This window comes from Xanthomonas sp. SHU 308, from assembly GCF_000364645.1.
GTDB lineage: Bacteria > Pseudomonadota > Gammaproteobacteria > Xanthomonadales > Xanthomonadaceae > Xanthomonas_A > Xanthomonas_A sontii.
In genome coordinates, this window is sequence record NZ_AQOK01000218.1 from 1 (window position 1) to 16,227 (window position 16,227).

Annotated in this window: 15 protein-coding genes and 1 riboswitch; of the genes, 6 read left to right on the forward strand and 9 right to left on the reverse strand. The window is 70.2% G+C overall.

The genetic code is table 11. The annotated features are described in order from the left end of the window. Positions 1 to 80: 80 nt before the first annotated feature. Positions 81 to 1,049: a thioredoxin-disulfide reductase gene (gene trxB / locus D588_RS0108165; protein ID WP_010341722.1), complete on the reverse strand. Its 969-nt coding sequence runs from the start codon at positions 1,047 to 1,049 to the stop codon at positions 81 to 83. 287 nt (positions 1,050 to 1,336) lie between these two features. Between trxB and D588_RS0108170 the strand changes: the two genes are divergently transcribed. The 3 genes from D588_RS0108170 (at position 1,337) to lolA (ending at position 6,405) form a co-directional block, all read left to right on the forward strand. Then, positions 1,337 to 3,694 carry a DNA translocase FtsK gene (locus D588_RS0108170; protein ID WP_017909556.1) on the forward strand — a complete coding sequence of 786 codons (2,358 nt, stop codon included), beginning with the start codon at positions 1,337 to 1,339 and terminating at the stop codon, positions 3,692 to 3,694. Positions 3,695 to 3,738: 44 nt separating this feature from the next. Next, positions 3,739 to 5,694 (forward strand): DUF3857 domain-containing transglutaminase family protein, encoded by a 1,956-nt coding sequence (locus D588_RS0108175; RefSeq protein ID WP_198526745.1) that lies wholly within the window; start codon positions 3,739 to 3,741, stop codon positions 5,692 to 5,694. 84 nt (positions 5,695 to 5,778) lie between these two features. Beyond that, complete coding sequence (lolA, locus tag D588_RS0108180; RefSeq protein WP_017914052.1) at positions 5,779 to 6,405, forward strand: outer membrane lipoprotein chaperone LolA; 627 nt, start codon at positions 5,779 to 5,781, stop codon at positions 6,403 to 6,405. Positions 6,406 to 6,456: 51 nt separating this feature from the next. Here lolA and dmeF read toward each other — a convergent pair whose 3' ends face one another. Next, a complete protein-coding gene (gene dmeF / locus D588_RS0108185; protein ID WP_017915618.1) occupies positions 6,457 to 7,542 on the reverse strand; it encodes a CDF family Co(II)/Ni(II) efflux transporter DmeF in 1,086 nt (361 codons plus the stop codon). Between the two features lie 104 nt (positions 7,543 to 7,646). Between dmeF and D588_RS0108190 the strand changes: the two genes are divergently transcribed. Then, a complete protein-coding gene (locus tag D588_RS0108190) occupies positions 7,647 to 9,020 on the forward strand; it encodes a replication-associated recombination protein A (protein ID WP_017915619.1) in 1,374 nt (457 codons plus the stop codon). Position 9,021: 1 nt separating this feature from the next. Beyond that, positions 9,022 to 9,091, forward strand: a riboswitch (Fluoride riboswitch). 110 nt (positions 9,092 to 9,201) lie between these two features. Then, a complete protein-coding gene (gene crcB, locus D588_RS0108195) occupies positions 9,202 to 9,621 on the forward strand; it encodes a fluoride efflux transporter CrcB (protein WP_017909551.1) in 420 nt (139 codons plus the stop codon). 16 nt (positions 9,622 to 9,637) lie between these two features. On the opposite strand, the gene D588_RS0108200 is transcribed toward crcB, so the two are convergent. Genes D588_RS0108200 through D588_RS0108210 form a run of 3 tightly spaced genes read right to left on the reverse strand, consistent with a single transcriptional unit; the run spans position 9,638 to position 11,918 of the window. Next, positions 9,638 to 9,970, reverse strand: coding sequence for a DUF3325 domain-containing protein (locus tag D588_RS0108200; RefSeq protein ID WP_017915620.1), 333 nt, complete (start codon positions 9,968 to 9,970; stop codon positions 9,638 to 9,640). Continuing rightward, complete coding sequence (locus D588_RS0108205; protein ID WP_017915621.1) at positions 9,967 to 11,583, reverse strand: PepSY-associated TM helix domain-containing protein; 1,617 nt, start codon at positions 11,581 to 11,583, stop codon at positions 9,967 to 9,969. The genes D588_RS0108200 and D588_RS0108205 overlap by 4 nt, the downstream gene beginning before the upstream one ends. Continuing rightward, positions 11,580 to 11,918: a DUF3649 domain-containing protein gene (locus D588_RS0108210; protein WP_017915622.1), complete on the reverse strand. Its 339-nt coding sequence runs from the start codon at positions 11,916 to 11,918 to the stop codon at positions 11,580 to 11,582. Before D588_RS0108210 ends, D588_RS0108205 begins: the two co-directional genes overlap by 4 nt. 229 nt (positions 11,919 to 12,147) lie before the next feature. Here D588_RS0108210 and D588_RS0108215 point away from each other — a divergent pair, with 229 nt between their 5' ends. Further along, on the forward strand, positions 12,148 to 12,507 hold the full coding sequence (locus D588_RS0108215) for a response regulator (protein ID WP_017915623.1): 360 nt from the start codon (positions 12,148 to 12,150) through the stop codon (positions 12,505 to 12,507). A gap of 37 nt (positions 12,508 to 12,544) precedes the next feature. On the opposite strand, the gene D588_RS0108220 is transcribed toward D588_RS0108215, so the two are convergent. Genes D588_RS0108220 through D588_RS0108235 form a run of 4 tightly spaced genes read right to left on the reverse strand, consistent with a single transcriptional unit; the run spans position 12,545 to position 16,168 of the window. After that, positions 12,545 to 13,195, reverse strand: coding sequence for a tetratricopeptide repeat protein (locus tag D588_RS0108220; RefSeq protein ID WP_017915624.1), 651 nt, complete (start codon positions 13,193 to 13,195; stop codon positions 12,545 to 12,547). Further along, positions 13,192 to 13,662: a cytochrome c-type biogenesis protein gene (locus tag D588_RS0108225; protein ID WP_017915625.1), complete on the reverse strand. Its 471-nt coding sequence runs from the start codon at positions 13,660 to 13,662 to the stop codon at positions 13,192 to 13,194. Before D588_RS0108225 ends, D588_RS0108220 begins: the two co-directional genes overlap by 4 nt. Further along, positions 13,659 to 14,201, reverse strand: a complete 543-nt coding sequence (locus D588_RS0108230) for a DsbE family thiol:disulfide interchange protein (RefSeq protein ID WP_017915626.1) — start codon at positions 14,199 to 14,201, stop codon at positions 13,659 to 13,661. Before D588_RS0108230 ends, D588_RS0108225 begins: the two co-directional genes overlap by 4 nt. Next, positions 14,198 to 16,168, reverse strand: a complete 1,971-nt coding sequence (locus tag D588_RS0108235) for a heme lyase CcmF/NrfE family subunit (protein WP_017915627.1) — start codon at positions 16,166 to 16,168, stop codon at positions 14,198 to 14,200. The genes D588_RS0108230 and D588_RS0108235 overlap by 4 nt, the downstream gene beginning before the upstream one ends. Positions 16,169 to 16,227: the final 59 nt, after the last annotated feature.

Here is a 16,227-nt window from a genome sequence, read left to right on the forward strand (position 1 = left end):
GGCCGCCGGCGTCACCGGCCGCGCGCGCGGGCGCACGGCCGCTGCCGGCCTGACGCCGGCAGTTCAAGGCGTGCGCGGACTCAGGCACCCTTGTCCAGATAGCGCTCGGCGTCCAGCGCGGCCATGCAGCCGAAGCCGGCCGAGGTGATCGCCTGGCGGTAGTGCTGGTCGGCGACGTCGCCGGCGGCGAACACGCCCGGCACCGAGGTCTCGGTGGCGGCGCCGCCCAGGCCGGAGCGGATCTCCAGGTAGCCGTTGTGCATCGCCAGTTGGCCGTCGAACAGCTGGGTGTTCGGGTGATGGCCGATGGCGACGAAGAAGCCGTGCGCCTCCAGGTCGCGGGTGCTGCCGTCCTGCACCGACTTGACCCGCACGCCGGTGACACCGGCCTCGTTGCCCAGCACCTCGTCCACCTGGTGATGCCAGACGGTCTCGATCTTGCCGGCGGCGACCTTGGCGAACAGCTTGTCCTGCATGATCTTTTCCGCGCGCAGGGTGTCGCGGCGGTGCACCAGATAGACCTTGCGGGCGATGTTGGACAGGTACAGCGCCTCTTCCACGGCGGTGTTGCCGCCGCCGACCACGACCACGTCCTGGTCCTTGTAGAAGAAGCCGTCGCAGGTGGCGCACGCGGACACGCCGCGGCCCTTGAACGCCTCTTCCGAGGGGATGCCCAGGTACTTGGCGGTGGCGCCGGTGGCGATGATCAGTGCGTCGCAGGTGTAGTCGCCGCTGTCGCCGCTGAGCCGGAACGGGCGCTGCGACAGGTCGGCGGTGTGGATGTGGTCGAAGATCACTTCGGTCTCGAAGCGCTCGGCATGCGCCTGCATGCGCGCCATCAGGTCCGGGCCCATCAGGCCGTGCGGGTCGCCGGGCCAGTTGTCGACCTCGGTGGTGGTCATCAGCTGGCCGCCCTGCTGCAGGCCGGTGATCACCACCGGCTTGAGGTTGGCGCGCGCGGCGTAGACCGCGGCGGTCCAGCCGGCCGGGCCGGAACCCAGGATCAGCAGGCGGGAATGCTTGGCGGAATTGGCGGCAGAGGGGCTCATGTATACTCGCGAACAGGGTGAAATGGCGGCGGAAACGCGGCATTGCGCGGGTTCCGGCGAAGGCGCATAGAGTGGCGGCCGGCCTGGAACGAATCAAGCCGCGTGGCGGAAACGCTGCGGCCCGCGGCGACAGACTTCGGGTTTCGCGCGTCGTTGCCCGCCTCGATCGGGCGCTGCCAGCATCGGCCTGCGCAAGTCCGGACGATTCAGGTACCGCCTGCTGAAATGCAAGGGCGAGTCGTTTATTATCAATCACTAACGATGCATTTCTAAGGTCTGGTCATAGCGTGGCGAAGCAGGTTCCGGAACGCGGCAAATCCCAGGGCGCCAATGCGGCGGCACGCAAGCAGGGCGCCGCGCCCAACCCACGCCGGCAGAAGCTGTGGCGCGATCTGGCGCTGATCGCGATCGCGCCGCTGCTGCTGTACCTGCTGGCCAGCCTGGCCACGTACTCGGCGACCGATCCGGGCTGGTCGCATACCGGCAGCGTGGTCGCGCCGGTGCACAACATGGGCGGCAAGTTCGGCGCCTGGATCGCCGACGTGCTGCTGCAACTGTTCGGCTACGTGGCCTTCCTGCTGCCGGTGGTGATCGGCGCGATCTCCTGGATCGCGCTGTTCGGCATGGACCAGGACGGCGATGGCGAGGCCGACCTCGGCCCGGCGCTGCGCCTGGTCGGCATCGTCGGCTTCCTGATCGCCGCCACCGGGCTGCTGCACCTGCGCCTGTTCGCCGGCGACGTGGCCGGGGCCGGCGGCATCCTCGGCAAGCTGGTCGGCAATTCGCTGGGCGCCGGGTTCGGCGCGCTCGGCGCCAACCTGTTCGTGCTGGTGCTGTTGCTGGTGTCGGTGACCCTGGCCACCGGGCTGTCCTGGTTCGCGGTGATGGAGCGCATCGGCAAGGCGGTGATGACCCTGCCGGCGCTGGCCCGGCGCGGCACCCAGCAGGCCAACGAATGGCAGCAGACCCGCGCCATGCGCGAGGAACGCGAGGAAGTGCGCAAGGTCGACGCGGTGCAGCGCGCCAAGCGCGAGCCGGTCAAGATCGAGCCGCCGCCGGCGCCGGTGGTGGAGAAGAGCGAGCGGGCCAAGCGCGAGCAGCAGATCCCGCTGTTCCACGGTACCGGCAGCGACCCGTCCGGGGTGCCGCCGCTGGCCCTGCTGGACGACCCCAAGCCGCAGGCCAAGGGCTATTCCGAGGAGACCCTGGAAACCCTGTCGCGGCAGATCGAGTTCAAGCTCAAGGACTTCCGCATCGAGGCGCAGGTGGTCGGGGCCTATCCGGGCCCGGTGATCACCCGCTTCGAGATCGAGCCGGCGCCGGGCATCAAGGTCAGCCAGATCAGTTCGCTGGACAAGGACATCGCCCGCGGCCTGTCGGTGAAGTCGGTGCGCGTGGTCGATGTGATCCCTGGCAAGTCGGTGATCGGCCTGGAGATCCCCAACGTCAGCCGCGAGATGATCTATCTCAGTGAGCTGCTGCGCTCCAAGGAATACGACAAGTCGGCCAGTCCGCTGACCCTGGCCCTGGGCAAGGACATCGCCGGGCGCCCGACCGTGGCCGATCTGGCGCGCATGCCGCACCTGCTGGTCGCCGGCACCACCGGCTCGGGCAAGTCGGTGGCGGTCAACGCCATGGTGCTGAGCCTGCTGTACAAGGCCTCGGCCAAGGACCTGCGGATGCTGATGATCGACCCGAAGATGCTCGAACTGAGCGTCTACCAGGGCATCCCGCATCTGCTGGCGCCGGTGGTCACCGACATGAAGGAGGCCGCCAACGGCCTGCGCTGGTGCGTGGCGGAGATGGAGCGCCGCTACAAGCTGATGAGCGCGGTCGGCGTGCGCAACCTGGCCGGCTTCAACAAGAAGGTCAAGGACGCGCAGGACGCCGGGCAGCCGCTGATGGACCCGCTGTTCAAGCCCAACCCGGACCTGGCCGAGGCGCCGCGGCCGCTGGACACGCTGCCGTTCATCGTCATCTTCATCGACGAATTCGCCGACATGATGATGATCGTCGGCAAGAAGGTCGAAGAGCTGATCGCGCGCTTGGCGCAGAAGGCCCGCGCCGCCGGCATCCACCTGATCCTGGCCACCCAGCGCCCGTCGGTGGACGTGATCACCGGCCTGATCAAGGCCAATATCCCGACCCGCATCGCCTTCCAGGTCAGCTCCAAGATCGACTCGCGCACCATCCTCGACCAGTCCGGCGCCGAGACCCTGCTGGGCCATGGCGACATGCTGTATCTGCCGCCGGGCACGGCGATGCCGGACCGCGTGCACGGCGCCTTCGTCAGCGACGAGGAAGTGCACCGGGTGGTCGAGCACCTCAAGGCCAGCGGTCCGGCCGACTACATCGAGGGCGTGCTCGACGAAGTGCAGACCATGGGCGACGGCACCGTGATCGGCGCCACCGGCCTGCCCGAAGCCGGCGGCGGTGGCGGCGACGAATCCGATCCGCTGTACGACGAGGCCCTGCGCATCGTCACCGAGACCCGTCGCGCCTCGATCTCCGGCGTGCAGCGGCGGCTGAAGATCGGTTACAACCGCGCCGCGCGGCTGATCGAGGCGATGGAAGCCGCCGGCGTGGTCAGCCCGCCCGAACACAACGGCGACCGCAGCGTGCTGGCGCCGCCGCCGCCGAAGTGAGGCGCACCGCGCCGTCCGCTGGCTGTGGCCGGCGTCTGCCTGGCCTGGAGCCTGCGCGCACCGCGCGCTGGCTGTTCGGCGCGGCGCTGCTGGCGCTGTCCGGACTCGCCGGCGCGCAACCGGTGCCGGCCGCGCATTCCAATGCCGACCAGACCGCGGGCGCGGCGACTGCCCCCGTGGTCAGCAACAACTACAGCTACGTGCGCTACCGCGCCGACTACGAGGTGCGCGAGGACGCCACCAGCGTCGAGACCGACGAGTACGAACTGCTGCTCAAGACCAAGGCCGGCGTCGACCAGTTCAGCCAGGTGCGGCTGGGCTACAGCGAGAAGCTGGAGACGCTGGAGGTGCTGGCCGCCTACACGTTGACCCCGGACGGGCTGCGCCACGACGTGCCGGCCGACAAGATCTATACCCAGGAGAGCTATTCCAGCGCGACGGCGGCGATGTACGCCGACCGCAAGGTCAAGGTGGTGGTGTTCCCCAACCTGATGCCCGGCGCGCGCCTGGTGTACCGGGTGCGCCGCACTCAGAACGTGCCGTACTTCCCGGGCTATTTCAGCCTGTGGGAGACCTTCAGCGTGTTCTCGCAGTACGACGACGCCACGGTGACCCTGGTGGCGCCGCGACGCCTGCAGATGCACCTGTACACGCGCGGCGTGCAGGGCAGCGATACGCCGACGATCGACGGCGAACAGGCCCGCTGGGAGTGGCGCTACAGCCGCCGCGAGCCGATGAAGAGCCAGAACTGGTCGGCGGCCACCTGGGAATTCAGCCCGACCATCATGGCCAGCAGTTTCCGCCGCTGGTCGCAGATGGCCCAGGCCTACCAGCACAGCAGCGCCGCCGCTGCGCAGGTCACGCCCAAGGTGCGCGCCCGCGCCGAGCAGATCACCGCCGGCATCGTCGATCGCCGCGCGCAGGCCGCGGCGCTGTACGAGTGGGTGGCGCGCAACATCCGCTACGTGGCGGTGTACCTGGGCAACGGCGGGCTGCAGCCGAACAGCGCCGACAGCATCCTCGACAACCACTACGGCGACTGCAAGGACCACACCGTGGTGCTGGAAGCGCTGCTGGCGGCTAAGGGCATCGCCAGTACGCCGGTGCTGATCGGCGCGCAGGGCGGGCCGACCCTGCCGGAGGTGCCGGTGCTGGGCCGGTTCAACCACGCCATCACCTATCTGCCCGAGTTCAAGCTGTACGTGGATTCGACCAGCCCATACGCGCGTTTCGGCCAGTTGCCTGCCGGCGATCTGGGCGCGCCGGTGCTGCACACGGCCGACGGCACCGTGGCGCGCACGCCGCCGGACGACGCCAAGCGCAACCGCTACCTGGCCGAGACCGACTACCGCTTCGACGCCGACGGAGGCGTCAGCGGCATCACCCGGCTGGACAGCGGCGACGTCGGCGAGGTCGGCCTGCGCACGATGTTCGTGCAGCTCAATGCGCAGAACCGCACCCGCATCGAGGAATCGATCGTCGCCGCGTCCGGCTTCGACGGCAGCGGCGAGTTGCTGCTGCAGGGCACGCCGCAGGACCTGAGCCGGCCGTTCGGCTACGCCTACCGCTTCCAGGCCCACGACTACGTCGACTTCGGCGTAGTCGGTGGCATGAGCCTGCCGTTGATGCCCGGCGCCGATTCGGTGCGCGGGGTCTACAGCACCGCCTCGGCCGAGCGCAACCTGACCCCGTTCTATTGCAACGACAACGCGCGCAGCGAAACCTACCGGCTCACCTTCCCGGACAGCGTGCCGATCATCGCGATTCCGGCCGACACGCATTTCCGCAACGCCGCCGGCGAGTACGCCGCGACCTGGGTGCGCGACGGGCAAACCGTGACCGCCACGCATACGCTGCACCGGCGCGCGATCCACGGCCCGGCGGCACTGTGCCAGCCGCAGGACTACGCCGCCTTCCGCGAGCTGTACCAGCAGGTGCGGCGCGGCTTCCGCGGCCAGATCCTGTACGGCGACCTCAGCCGGATGCAGACCGGGCCGTAGACCTGGCGCGGCCGGCCATCCTCTGATCGCCTATTCAGGCGCGGCGCGTCACACTTCCCACACTCCATCCGGAAACCCATCCGCATGCTTCGCACACTCCGCTACACCGTCCTCGCCACCGCGCTGCTGGCCGGCTCCGCCTTCGCCGGCGCCCGCGAGGACCTCACCGCCTTCACCCGCGGGCTGAAGGGCCTGGACGGCCAGTTCGCGCAGAAGGTCTACGACGGCAAGGGCACGCTGAAGGAAAGCTCCAGCGGCCGCGTCGCGCTGTCGGCGCCACGCCTGTTCCGCTGGGAGTACCGCAAGCCGTATACCCAGCTGATCGTCGCCGACGGCAGCAAGGTCTGGGTCTACGACCCGGACCTGAAGCAGGCCACGGTGCGCGCGCAGGGCAGCGAGGAACAGAACAGCCCGCTGACCGCGCTGATCGATCCGGGCCGGCTCGACCGCCAGTACGACGTCAGCGAGGAGGCCGTGGCCCGCGACGGGCTGCAGTGGCTGACCATGACCCCGAAGGTGGACACCGAGGCCAGCTTCCAGATGGCCAAGCTCGGCTTCGACCGCAACGGCCTGGCGCGCATGGAAGTGGTCGACCCGGTCGGCCAGCGCACCGACATCAGCTTCAGCGACTGGAAGCGCAATCCGGCCTTCGCCGCCGGCACCTTCCGCTACGTCCCGGACAAGGACGTGGACGTGGTCGGCGACCGCTGAGCCAGCCGCCCCGCCGCCGCGCGCCGGGTCGGTGCGCGGCGGCCTTTCCGCTCAGTTGGGGCAGGTCTGCACTTCGATACTGACGTGGCCCAGCGTGGCCACGCCCTGCAGGCGTGCGTGGTAGAACGCCGCCGGCCGCGGCTTGTGCGTCACCAGCGACACGATCGCCGCATGCTGGCCGGGGCCGACCCGCCACACGTGCAGGTCGGCGATGCGCTCGTCGTCCTGCTGCAGGCGGTCGCGGATCTGCGCCTGCAGCGCCGCCGGCGCCGAGGCGTCGAGCAGCACCGCGCCGGTGTCGCGCAGCAGCGCCAGCGACCAGCGGGCGATGACGATGGCGCCGACGATGCCCATCAACGCATCGGTCCAGGTCCAGCCCAGGTACTTGGCCAGCAACAGGGCGACGATCGCCATCACCGAGGTCAGCGCGTCGGCCAGCACGTGCATGTAGGCCGAGCGCAGGTTGTGATCGGCGTGCGCGTGGCGGTCGTGGCTGTGCGCGGGCGCGGCATGGGCGTGCGCGTGACCGTGGTGATCGTGAGGGCGGTGATGGTCGTGACCGTGCGCGTGATCGTGGTCATGCCCATCGTGGTGCGCGTGCGCATGGTCGTCATGCCGATGCGCGGCATGGGCGTGATCGTGATGATGCCCATGCCCGTGCCCATGATCGTGATGGTGATCGGCGCCCAGCATCCAGGCGCTGAGCAGGTTCACCAGCAGGCCCAGTGCCGCGATCCACAGCGCTTCGTCGTAGGCGATGTGCACCGGCTGCGCCAGGCGCAGCGCCGACTCCACGCCGATGCCCAGGGCGATCAGCGCCAGGATCAGCGCGCTGGAGAAGCCCGCCAGATCGCCGACCTTGCCGGTGCCGAAGCTGAAGCGCGGATTGTGCCGGTGCCGGCGCGCGAACCAGTAGGCGAAGCCGGCCAGCGACAGCGCCCCGGCGTGGGTGGCCATGTGCAGGCCATCGGCCAGCAGCGCCATCGAGCCGGTCCACCAGCCGGCGACGATCTCCACGAGCATCATCGCGGCGGTCAGCGCCACCACCGACCAGGTGCGGCGCGCATTGCGCTCGTGGCGGGTGCCGAGGAAGTCGTGCTGATGGGTAAAGGCGTCCAGGGTGTCGTGGTGGCTCATGGCGGGGTCGGCCGGGCAGGGAGGCGCCGCGATTCTAGCGCTGGCGTCGGTGCCACGCAGTCCTGCGGCACGGCGTCCACGGGCCGCGGCGATAGAATGGGCAGATGGCCAAACGCAGACCCTTCGCTTCCGATACCCCCGACCTGCTGAGCGTGGACCGCGAGGCCATGCGCCCGCTGGCCGAGCGCATGCGTCCGCGCACGCTCGACGAGATGGTCGGGCAGAAGCGCCTGCTGGCGCCGACCAGTGCGCTGCGCCGTGCGGTCGCGTCCGGCCGGGTGCACTCGATGATCCTGTGGGGGCCGCCGGGCTGCGGCAAGACCACGCTGGCGCTGCTGTTGGCGCAGTACGCCGAAGCCGAGTTCAAGGCGATCTCGGCGGTGCTGTCCGGCCTGCCGGAGGTGCGGGGGGTGCTGGCCGAGGCCGCGCAGCGTTTCGCCGACGGGCGCCGCACCGTGCTGTTCGTCGACGAGGTGCATCGCTTCAACAAGGCGCAGCAGGACGCGTTCCTGCCGCATATCGAACGCGGCACCATCCTGTTCGTCGGCGCCACCACCGAGAATCCCTCGTTCGAGCTGAATTCGGCGCTGCTATCGCGCTGCCGCGTGCACGTGCTGGAGGCGGTGTCGCCGCAGGACATCGCCGAGGCGCTGCAGCGGGCGCTGCACGATCCAGAGCGTGGGCTCGGCGCCGAGCAACTGCAGGTCTCCGATGCGGCCTTGCTGGAGATCGCCGGCGCCGCCGATGGCGACGTGCGGCGCGCGCTGACCCTGTTGGAAATCGCCGCCGAACTGGCCCAGGACGAGGGCGGCGAGATCACTGCGCAGACCCTGCAGCAGGTGCTGGCCGACCGTACCCGGCGCTTCGACAAGGGCGGCGAGCAGTTCTACGACCAGATCTCGGCGCTGCACAAGTCGGTGCGCAGTTCCAATCCGGACGCGGCGCTGTATTGGCTCACGCGCATGCTCGATGGCGGCTGCGACCCGTCCTACCTGGCGCGGCGGCTGACCCGCATGGCGATCGAGGACATCGGTCTGGCCGATCCACGCGCGCAGTCGATGGCGCTGGAAGCCTGGGACATCTACGAGCGCCTGGGCAGCCCGGAAGGCGAACTGGCCTTCGCGCAACTGGTGCTGTACCTGGCCAGCACCGCCAAGTCGAATGCCGGCTATGCCGCGTTCAACCAGGCCAAGGCCGAAGTGCGCGAGACCGGCACCCAGGAGGTGCCGCTGCATCTGCGCAACGCGCCGACCAAGCTGATGAAGACTCTGGGTTACGGTGCGGATTACCAGTACGACCACGATGCAGAAGGCGGCATCGCCCTGGACCAGACCGGCTTTCCCGATGCGATGGGCGAGCGCGTCTACTACCGGCCGGTGGAACGCGGCCTGGAGATCAAGCTCAAGGACAAGCTGGATCGCCTGCGCGCGGCGCGCGAGCAGGCGCGGGCTGACAAGGCCGGGCGATCGGCTTCATAATCGGCGTACAGGAGATGGCATTCCTCCTCGAACCGCCCGCGGCATTGCGCGCTGATGATGCCTGCCCAACCCCCGCCGGGGTGGCAGGCGTGCGCCCCGGCATCGTCCTTGTGGAGAATCCGATGCCCGTTCCTTCTCGTTTTTCTGCTGCCGCTCTCGCGTTCGTTTCGCGGAGGCGCGCATGAACCTGACCCTGTGGTGGCAGCAATTGCTGCTGGCGATGGCCGGCGGTGCGGTCGGCTCCGGTCTGCGTTTCGCGGTGGGCAGTGCGCTGCTGCAGCGCTACGGCGCCGGCTTCCCGTGGGGCACGCTGGCGGTGAACCTGGCCGGCGCCTTCGTCGGCGGCTTCCTGCTGGTGTGGATCGAGGGCCGCGGCGCCAGCGCACCGTACTGGCGGGCGCTGCTGATCGTCGGCCTGGTCGGCGGGCTGACCACGTTCTCCTCGCTGATGATGGAAAGCATGGTGTTCGTGCGCAACGGCCGCCTCGGCATGGTGCCGCTGTACCTGGCGATCACCCTCGCGGCGGGGCTGGTGCTGGTGTTCGCCGGCGCGCGCACCGCGGCCGAACTGCGGGCACCGACGGTGACCGCCGACCGCTGAACAGCCGGGCGCGCGCTTATCCCAACAACGCGGCGCCCACGCCCAGCGGCGGCGCCAGCAGCGCCAGCGGCACGATCAGCCGCGGCCGGTACGGCAGCAGGCCCAGGGTCAGCAGCGCCGCGCTGGCGCTGAGCGAGCCCACCCACAGCACCGGGCCGATGCCCCAGCCCCGCGCGGCCACGCAGCAGGCGAACGCCGTGCCCAGCAGCAGCCAGCCGGCGGCCTGCAGTTGCCGCATCCGCGGCGCGGCGGCGCGGCGTGCGCCGTACAGGTCGAGCTGGTGTTTCTCCATGCCCAGGCACAGCGCAACGAAGCCGGAGAAGGCCAGGCACAGGCCGAGCACGGTCATGCGGCCTCCGTGGCCAGGACCGGCTTGCCGGATCCGCCGCGGTCGCGGGTGCGGCGTTCGGCCGCCGACAGCGGCGGTTGCCAGCGCTGCATGCGCCGCGCGGCCAGCGCCAGCGCGATACCGAGGAACAGGCAGACCAGGTCGAATCCGGCCAGCGCCCAGTCGCCGGCCAGCAGGCTCACCCCCAGGTGCGCATCGGTGGTGACGGCGTTGAGCAGCGGTAGCAGGCCGAACAGTGCCGCGCCCGCGTACAGTTGCCAGGCCCACATCGCGCGCTTCGGCCACACCTGCGCGGCGACCAGGGCCGCGGCCCAGGCCAGGAAGAACACCGCCGCTTCGCTTTCCGGGCGCGATTCCAGGTGCAGCGGCAGCAGCCGGTTGCCCCAGAAATAGGCGGCGAAGGCGATCGGCAGCCCGGCCACGGTGCCGATGTTGAGCGCATCGACCAGACGCAGGCCCAGGCCGATGCGGCCGGCCTTGGCGTGCTTGGGCCGCTCCTTGACCGCCCACAGGATCGCGCCGCTGGCCACCATCAGGCAGCCGAGCAGGCCGCAGCCGAAGAACAGCCAGCGCAGCCAGGGACCGGCGAAGTGCGCCAGGTGCAGGCCGTACAGGGTGCTGCGGGTTTCCGCGGCGGCGCCGAGTTCGCCGCTGCGGCCGAGGATCTGCCCGCTTGCCGCGTCCAGCAGCAGCGACGGTGTGCTGTAGCCCAGGCGCTGGCCGTCGCCCTGACGGATCTGGATGGCCGCGGCGGCGTCGCCGGCGTTGTACACGGTGAAGCCGGCGATCGGCGCCTGCGCGCCCCATTCGCGGCGGGCCACGTCCAGCAGTTGCGCGATCGGCAGCATGTGCCCCGGCGTGCCGCTGGCCTCGCGCAGGTTCTGCGGTTCCTGGAAGGCCTCGGCGTAGAACGCCTGCTCGGTGTCCGGATAGGCGGTCTGGATGCCCCACGGCAGGTACATCAACATCAGCGTGACCAGCCCGGTGTAGGTGATCATCGCGTGGTAGGGCAGGGCGAGCACCGCGCTGGCATTGTGGAAGTCCAGCCACGAGCGCTGGCCCTTGGCCGGGCGGAAGGTGAAGAAGTCCTTGAAGATCTTCTTGTGGGTGATCACGCCGCTGATGATCGCCACCAGCATGAACATCGCGCAGAAGCCGACGATGTAGCGCGCCCACAGCGCCGGGATGTAGTGCAGGTCGAAGTGCAGGCGGTAGAAGAAGTCGCCGCCGCGGGTCTCGCGGGTCTGGCTGGCCTCGCCGCTGACCGGGTCGAGCAGGGCGTTGCCGAACAGTTCCTTGCGGCTCGGACGGGTGCCGTCGGCCGGCGGCGGATTGCGCCAGAACAGGTCGGTGAACGGCGCGCGCGGGTTGGCCAGCGACACGAACCACTGCGGCGACCGTGGCGCCTCGCGCTGCAGCAGCGCGACCGCGCGGGCGGCGACCACGTCGGTACTCGGCTGCGCACGTGGCAGCTCCGGACGCATCCACTGACTGATCTCGTTGCGGAAATAGCTGGCGGTGCCGGCCATGAAGATCAGCAGCAGCACCCACGACACCAGCAGGCCGCTCCAGGTGTGCAGCCAGGCCATCGATTGGCGGAATCCCTGCTTCATGGCGCGTGCTGCTGCAGCCAGGCGATGGCCAGCGCCATCGGAGCCAGCAGCGCGGCGATGCCCAGCCAGGCGCGCCCGGCGCTGCGCGCGGCGAACGCCCACAGCGCGGTGCAGGCGCAGACCAGGATGCCCAGCATCATGCCGCTCAACACCGCCTGCGCACGCACCGATGGCCAGAGCAATGGCAGCAGCACGGACGTGGCCGCGGCCAGCGCATAGCCGCCGACGATCGCGGCCAGGGTCCGCGCCAGCACGCCCAGCCAGGGCGGCAGCCCGCGCGAGGCGGCGGTGGGCGGCGTGGAGACGCGCGGCGGCGCTGGCGGAACTGGATGCATGGGGGCCCGTCGGGAGAGGCACCGGCTTGGCGACAGGGCTAGGCGGAGCGGGATGGCAGCGAGGCGGTCAGTTTCGTTAATGATACGCATTCCTATTTTCGGCGCAATGTGCAGGTGGATCGGCACTGCGGCGTCTGCAGGGCGAGCCCGGTATGCCCGGCTTGGTCGGTGGCATCGGGGGCAGGACTCCTGCACCATCGATCCTGCCATCGGACTGCCTGGGGACGTCATGAAGATTCTGGTCGTCGACGACTACCGCACGATGCGGCGCGTCGTCCGCATGCTGTTGGGCCAACTCGGCTATGACGACATCGTCGAAGCAGCCGACGGCGAGGCGGCGCTGGCCGCGATGCGGGCGGAGAAGATCGGCCTGGTCATTTCCGACTGGAACATGGCGCCGATGACCGGGCTGGAGCTGCTGCGGGCGGTTCGCAGCGACGCGAAGCTGAAAAGCACGCCGTTCCTGATGACGGTCACCGAGGGGCGCAGCGACAAGGTGATCGAGATCCGCGAAGCCGGTGTCAGCGGCTACATCGTCAAGCCGTTCAATGCGGACATGCTGAAGGAGAAGATCGCGTCCGCGCTGTGAGTGGACCGCCGAGCGCAGGTGCGATCTGGTGCTCGCATCAGTGTGGCGTGGCGGCCGCTGCGCCTGTTTTTGCGACCATCGCCTCGGCGGCGGCGATCTTCTGCGTCACCGCCTCGCGCAGTGGCGACGCGGCAGGCAGCAGGGTCGACAAGTGGCGCCAGTCACCGGCCGCATCGGCATAGCGCTGCTGCTGGAAGGCGGCGATGCCGTGCATCCATAACGCGCGCTGGTTGTCCGGCTGCTGCGCCAGCGCCCGGTCGAGCATGGCGCGTGCGGCGCTGCCCACCGTGAGATCGGCGCGTTGCGCCATGTCGGTCTCGGCCCAGCCGAGCAGGGCCTCGACGTTGTCCGGGGCGATCCGCAGCGCCTGCGCATAGGCCTGCTGCGCTTCGTGCGGGCGCTGCGCCTGTTGCGCATCCCAGGCCTGCTGCAGCCAGCCTTGCAGCAGTTGCGCGGTCTGGTCCGGCGCGGGCGGCGGCAGCGGTTGCAGCGGGACGCCGGCCAGGGCCGCGGGTGTGCCGATGCGCCAGTACAGGCCGGCACCCAGCAATGGCAGCAGCAGCGCAAGCAGCAGCGCGACGCCGCGTTGCCGACCTGCGCCGGAACGCTGGACGAGCAACGGGCGCAACACCGCGAACAGGGCGATGCCCAGCATCGCGGCGGCGGCGAGCAGAAAGCCGGGCGTCACCAGGCGTCCTCCGCTTCCGTCGTGACGGCGCCAAGGGCGCGGCGGCGTTGCCGCAGCGTCGCCAGCACCATCGCGGCACCACCCAGCAGCAACAGCGCCGGCCCGAACCACAGCAGCCAGGTGCCCGGCGCCAGCGGCGGGTCGTACAGCACGAAGGCCGAATAGCGATCGACCATGTACTGCTTGATCTGCGCATCGCTGCGCCCGGCCTGCAGTTGCGCGAACACCTGGTGGCGCAGGTCGCGCGCCAGCGTCGCGTCGGAGTCGGCCAGGTTCTCGTTCTGGCACACCAGGCAGCGCAACTGCGCGGTCAGGTGCTGGAAGCGCTGTTCCTGCGCGCGGTCCTTGAACGGGAGTGGGTCCACTGCCTGGGCGAAGGCCGGCACTGCACCGCCCAATAGCCACAGCAGCACCAATAGCCGCCACCACGGCGTGCGCCTGCGCGTCCGTGCGACCAGCACGCTCATCGACGTGCTCCCTTGAGCGCGGCAATCGCCGGACGCAGTTCGTCTGCCAGCACCTGCGGCGTCAGTACGCCGACGTGCTTGTAGCGGACCACGCCGTCGGCATCGATCAGGAAGGTTTCCGGCGCGCCGTACACACCCAGGTCGATCGCCTGCTGGCCATCGGCGTCCACCAGCACCAGCGCATACGGATTGCCGCGCTGCGCCAGCCAGTCGGCGGTGTCGTGCGGCTCGTCGCGGTAGGCGTAGCCGACCAGGGGCACACCCAGTTGCCGTGCCTGCGCCATCAGCAGCGGATGCTCCTCGCTGCAGGCCATGCACCAGCTGCCGAACACGTTGAGCAGATACGGGCGGCCGCGCAGTTCCTGGCTGCCGCTGCGCAGGTCCGGGCGGTCCAGGCGCGGCAACGCGAATGCCGGCACCGGCTTGCCCAGCAGCGGCGAAGGGACCTCGCGCGGATCGTGGCTGCGGCTCCACCACAGCCCGAACCCGAACAACGCGGCCAGCAGAACGAACGCGGCCAGCGGCAGCAGCCGGCTCATGGCGCGGCTCCGGCGAGCGCGGCCGGCGCGGTAGCGCTTGTCGCAGCCGGCTGCGCACGCAAGCGGCGCGCGCCGGCGCTGACGAAGCCGCCGAGCATCATCAGCAGGCCGCCGGCCCAGATCCAGCGGATGAACGGCTTGTCGTACAGGCGCAGGGTCCAGCCGTACTCGATGTGCTGGTCGTCCACCGGTTCGCCCAGGGCGACATACAGGTCGCGCAGCACGCCGGCGTCGATCGCCGCCTCGGTCTGGATCCGCTCGCTGCTGTACAGACGCTTCTGCGGGTGCAGCACCGCCACGACGGCGCCGTCGCGCAGCACGCTCACCGTGCCTTGTTCGGCCTTCCAGTTGGGGCCGTCGACCAGGCGCACGCCATCGAAGCGGAATGCATGCGCTCCAATGTGCGCGCTCTGGCCGGGATCCAGGCGCACGTCGCGTTCCACCGACAGGCTTTCCGACAGCAGCACGCCGGCCACGAACACCGCGACCCCGGCATGCGCCAGCAGCATGCCGGCCAGTTCGGCGGGGAAGCGCCGGCCACGCGGCGCGCTGCGCCAGCGGGTGAGTGCATACAACGCGGTGCCGACGCCGACCCAGACCGCGGCGGCGACGCCGGCCACCGCGCGCAGCGTGCCTGCGCTCAACAGCCACGCCAGCAGCGCGCAGGCCAGTGCGGCCAGACCGGCGCGCGCGGCCACCACGCGCAGTGCGCCGGGTTCGGTGCGGCCCCAGCGCAGGTAGGGACCGAACGGTAACAGCAGCACCACCGGCAGCATCAGCAGCGGGAACAGCAGGCCGAAGTAGGGCGGCCCGACCGAGATCTTGCCCAGCCGCAGCGCATCGCCGAGCAGCGGGAACAGCGTGCCCAGCAGCACCATCGCCGCGGCCACGCTGAGCATCAGGTTGCCGACCAGGATCGCGGTCTCCCGCGACAGCGCGGCGAACGGCTTGCCCGTGGCCAGGCGCGGCGCACGCAGCGCGTACAGCAGCAGCGAGCCGCCGACCACCAGCACCAGGAAGCCGAGGATGTACAGGCCGCGACGCGGGTCGGCGGCGAAGGCGTGCACCGAGGTCAGCACGCCTGAGCGCACCAGGAAGGCGCCCAGCAACGACAGCGAGAACGCCAGGATCGACAGCAGCAGGGTCCAGGCGCCGAGCGCGCCGCGTTTCTCGGTGACCGCCTGGGTGTGGATCAGCGCGGCGCCGACCAGCCACGGCATGAAGCTGGCGTTCTCCACCGGATCCCAGAACCACCAGCCGCCCCAGCCCAACTCGGCATAGGCCCACCAGCTGCCGGCGACGATGCCGGCGCTGAGGAAGCCCCAGGCGACATTGGTCCACGGCCGCGCCCAGCGCACCCAGGCCTGCTGCTGTTCGCCGCCGAGCAGGGCGGCGATGGCGAAGGCGAAGGCCACCGAGAAGCCGACATAGCCGGTGTACAGCACCGGTGGATGCAACACCATGCCCGGGTCCTGCAGCACCGGATTGAGCTCGCTGCCGTCGCGCGGCATCGGCGACAGCCGCACGAAGGGATTGGAGGTGAACAGGACGAAGGCCAGGAAGCCGCTGGAGATCAGCCCGAGCACGCCGAGCACGCGCGCGGCGAACGCCTCCGGCAAGTGGCGGCCGCTGCGCGCCAGCGCCACCGTCCACAGGTTGAGGATGGCGATCCACAGCAGCAGCGAGCCTTCGTGCGCGCCCCACACCGCGGCCAGCCGGTAGTACCAGGGCTGCGCCAGGTTGGCGTTGGCAGCGACATAGCGCACCGAGAAATCCAGTTGCAGCAACACGTAGCCGAGCAGGCCGAAGGCCAGCCAGGCGAAGCCAGCCTGGGCGTAGGCGGCCGGCCGCGCCACCGCCATCCAGGCGCGCTGGCCGCGCCAGGCGCCGAGCAGCGGCAATACGGCCTGCACCAATGCCAGCAGCAGGGCCAGGATCAGCGCGCACTGGCCGAGTTCGGCGCTCATGGCGCGGCGCTCCCGATGCGGCGGGACGCGATCGGGCTCATGGCCGCGCCGCGGCTGGC

Coding starts and splice junctions, on each gene's coding strand:
- trxB (WP_010341722.1), bottom strand. CDS start 1,049: ATGAGCCCCTCTGCCGCCAATTCCGCCAAGCATTCCCGCCTGCTGATC.
- lolA (WP_017914052.1), top strand. CDS start 5,779: ATGCTTCGCACACTCCGCTACACCGTCCTCGCCACCGCGCTGCTGGCC.
- dmeF (WP_017915618.1), bottom strand. CDS start 7,542: ATGAGCCACCACGACACCCTGGACGCCTTTACCCATCAGCACGACTTC.
- D588_RS0108190 (WP_017915619.1), top strand. CDS start 7,647: ATGGCCAAACGCAGACCCTTCGCTTCCGATACCCCCGACCTGCTGAGC.
- crcB (WP_017909551.1), top strand. CDS start 9,202: ATGAACCTGACCCTGTGGTGGCAGCAATTGCTGCTGGCGATGGCCGGC.
- D588_RS0108200 (WP_017915620.1), bottom strand. CDS start 9,970: ATGACCGTGCTCGGCCTGTGCCTGGCCTTCTCCGGCTTCGTTGCGCTG.
- D588_RS0108205 (WP_017915621.1), bottom strand. CDS start 11,583: ATGAAGCAGGGATTCCGCCAATCGATGGCCTGGCTGCACACCTGGAGC.
- D588_RS0108210 (WP_017915622.1), bottom strand. CDS start 11,918: ATGCATCCAGTTCCGCCAGCGCCGCCGCGCGTCTCCACGCCGCCCACC.
- D588_RS0108215 (WP_017915623.1), top strand. CDS start 12,148: ATGAAGATTCTGGTCGTCGACGACTACCGCACGATGCGGCGCGTCGTC.
- D588_RS0108225 (WP_017915625.1), bottom strand. CDS start 13,662: ATGAGCGTGCTGGTCGCACGGACGCGCAGGCGCACGCCGTGGTGGCGG.
- D588_RS0108230 (WP_017915626.1), bottom strand. CDS start 14,201: ATGAGCCGGCTGCTGCCGCTGGCCGCGTTCGTTCTGCTGGCCGCGTTG.
- D588_RS0108235 (WP_017915627.1), bottom strand. CDS start 16,168: ATGAGCGCCGAACTCGGCCAGTGCGCGCTGATCCTGGCCCTGCTGCTG.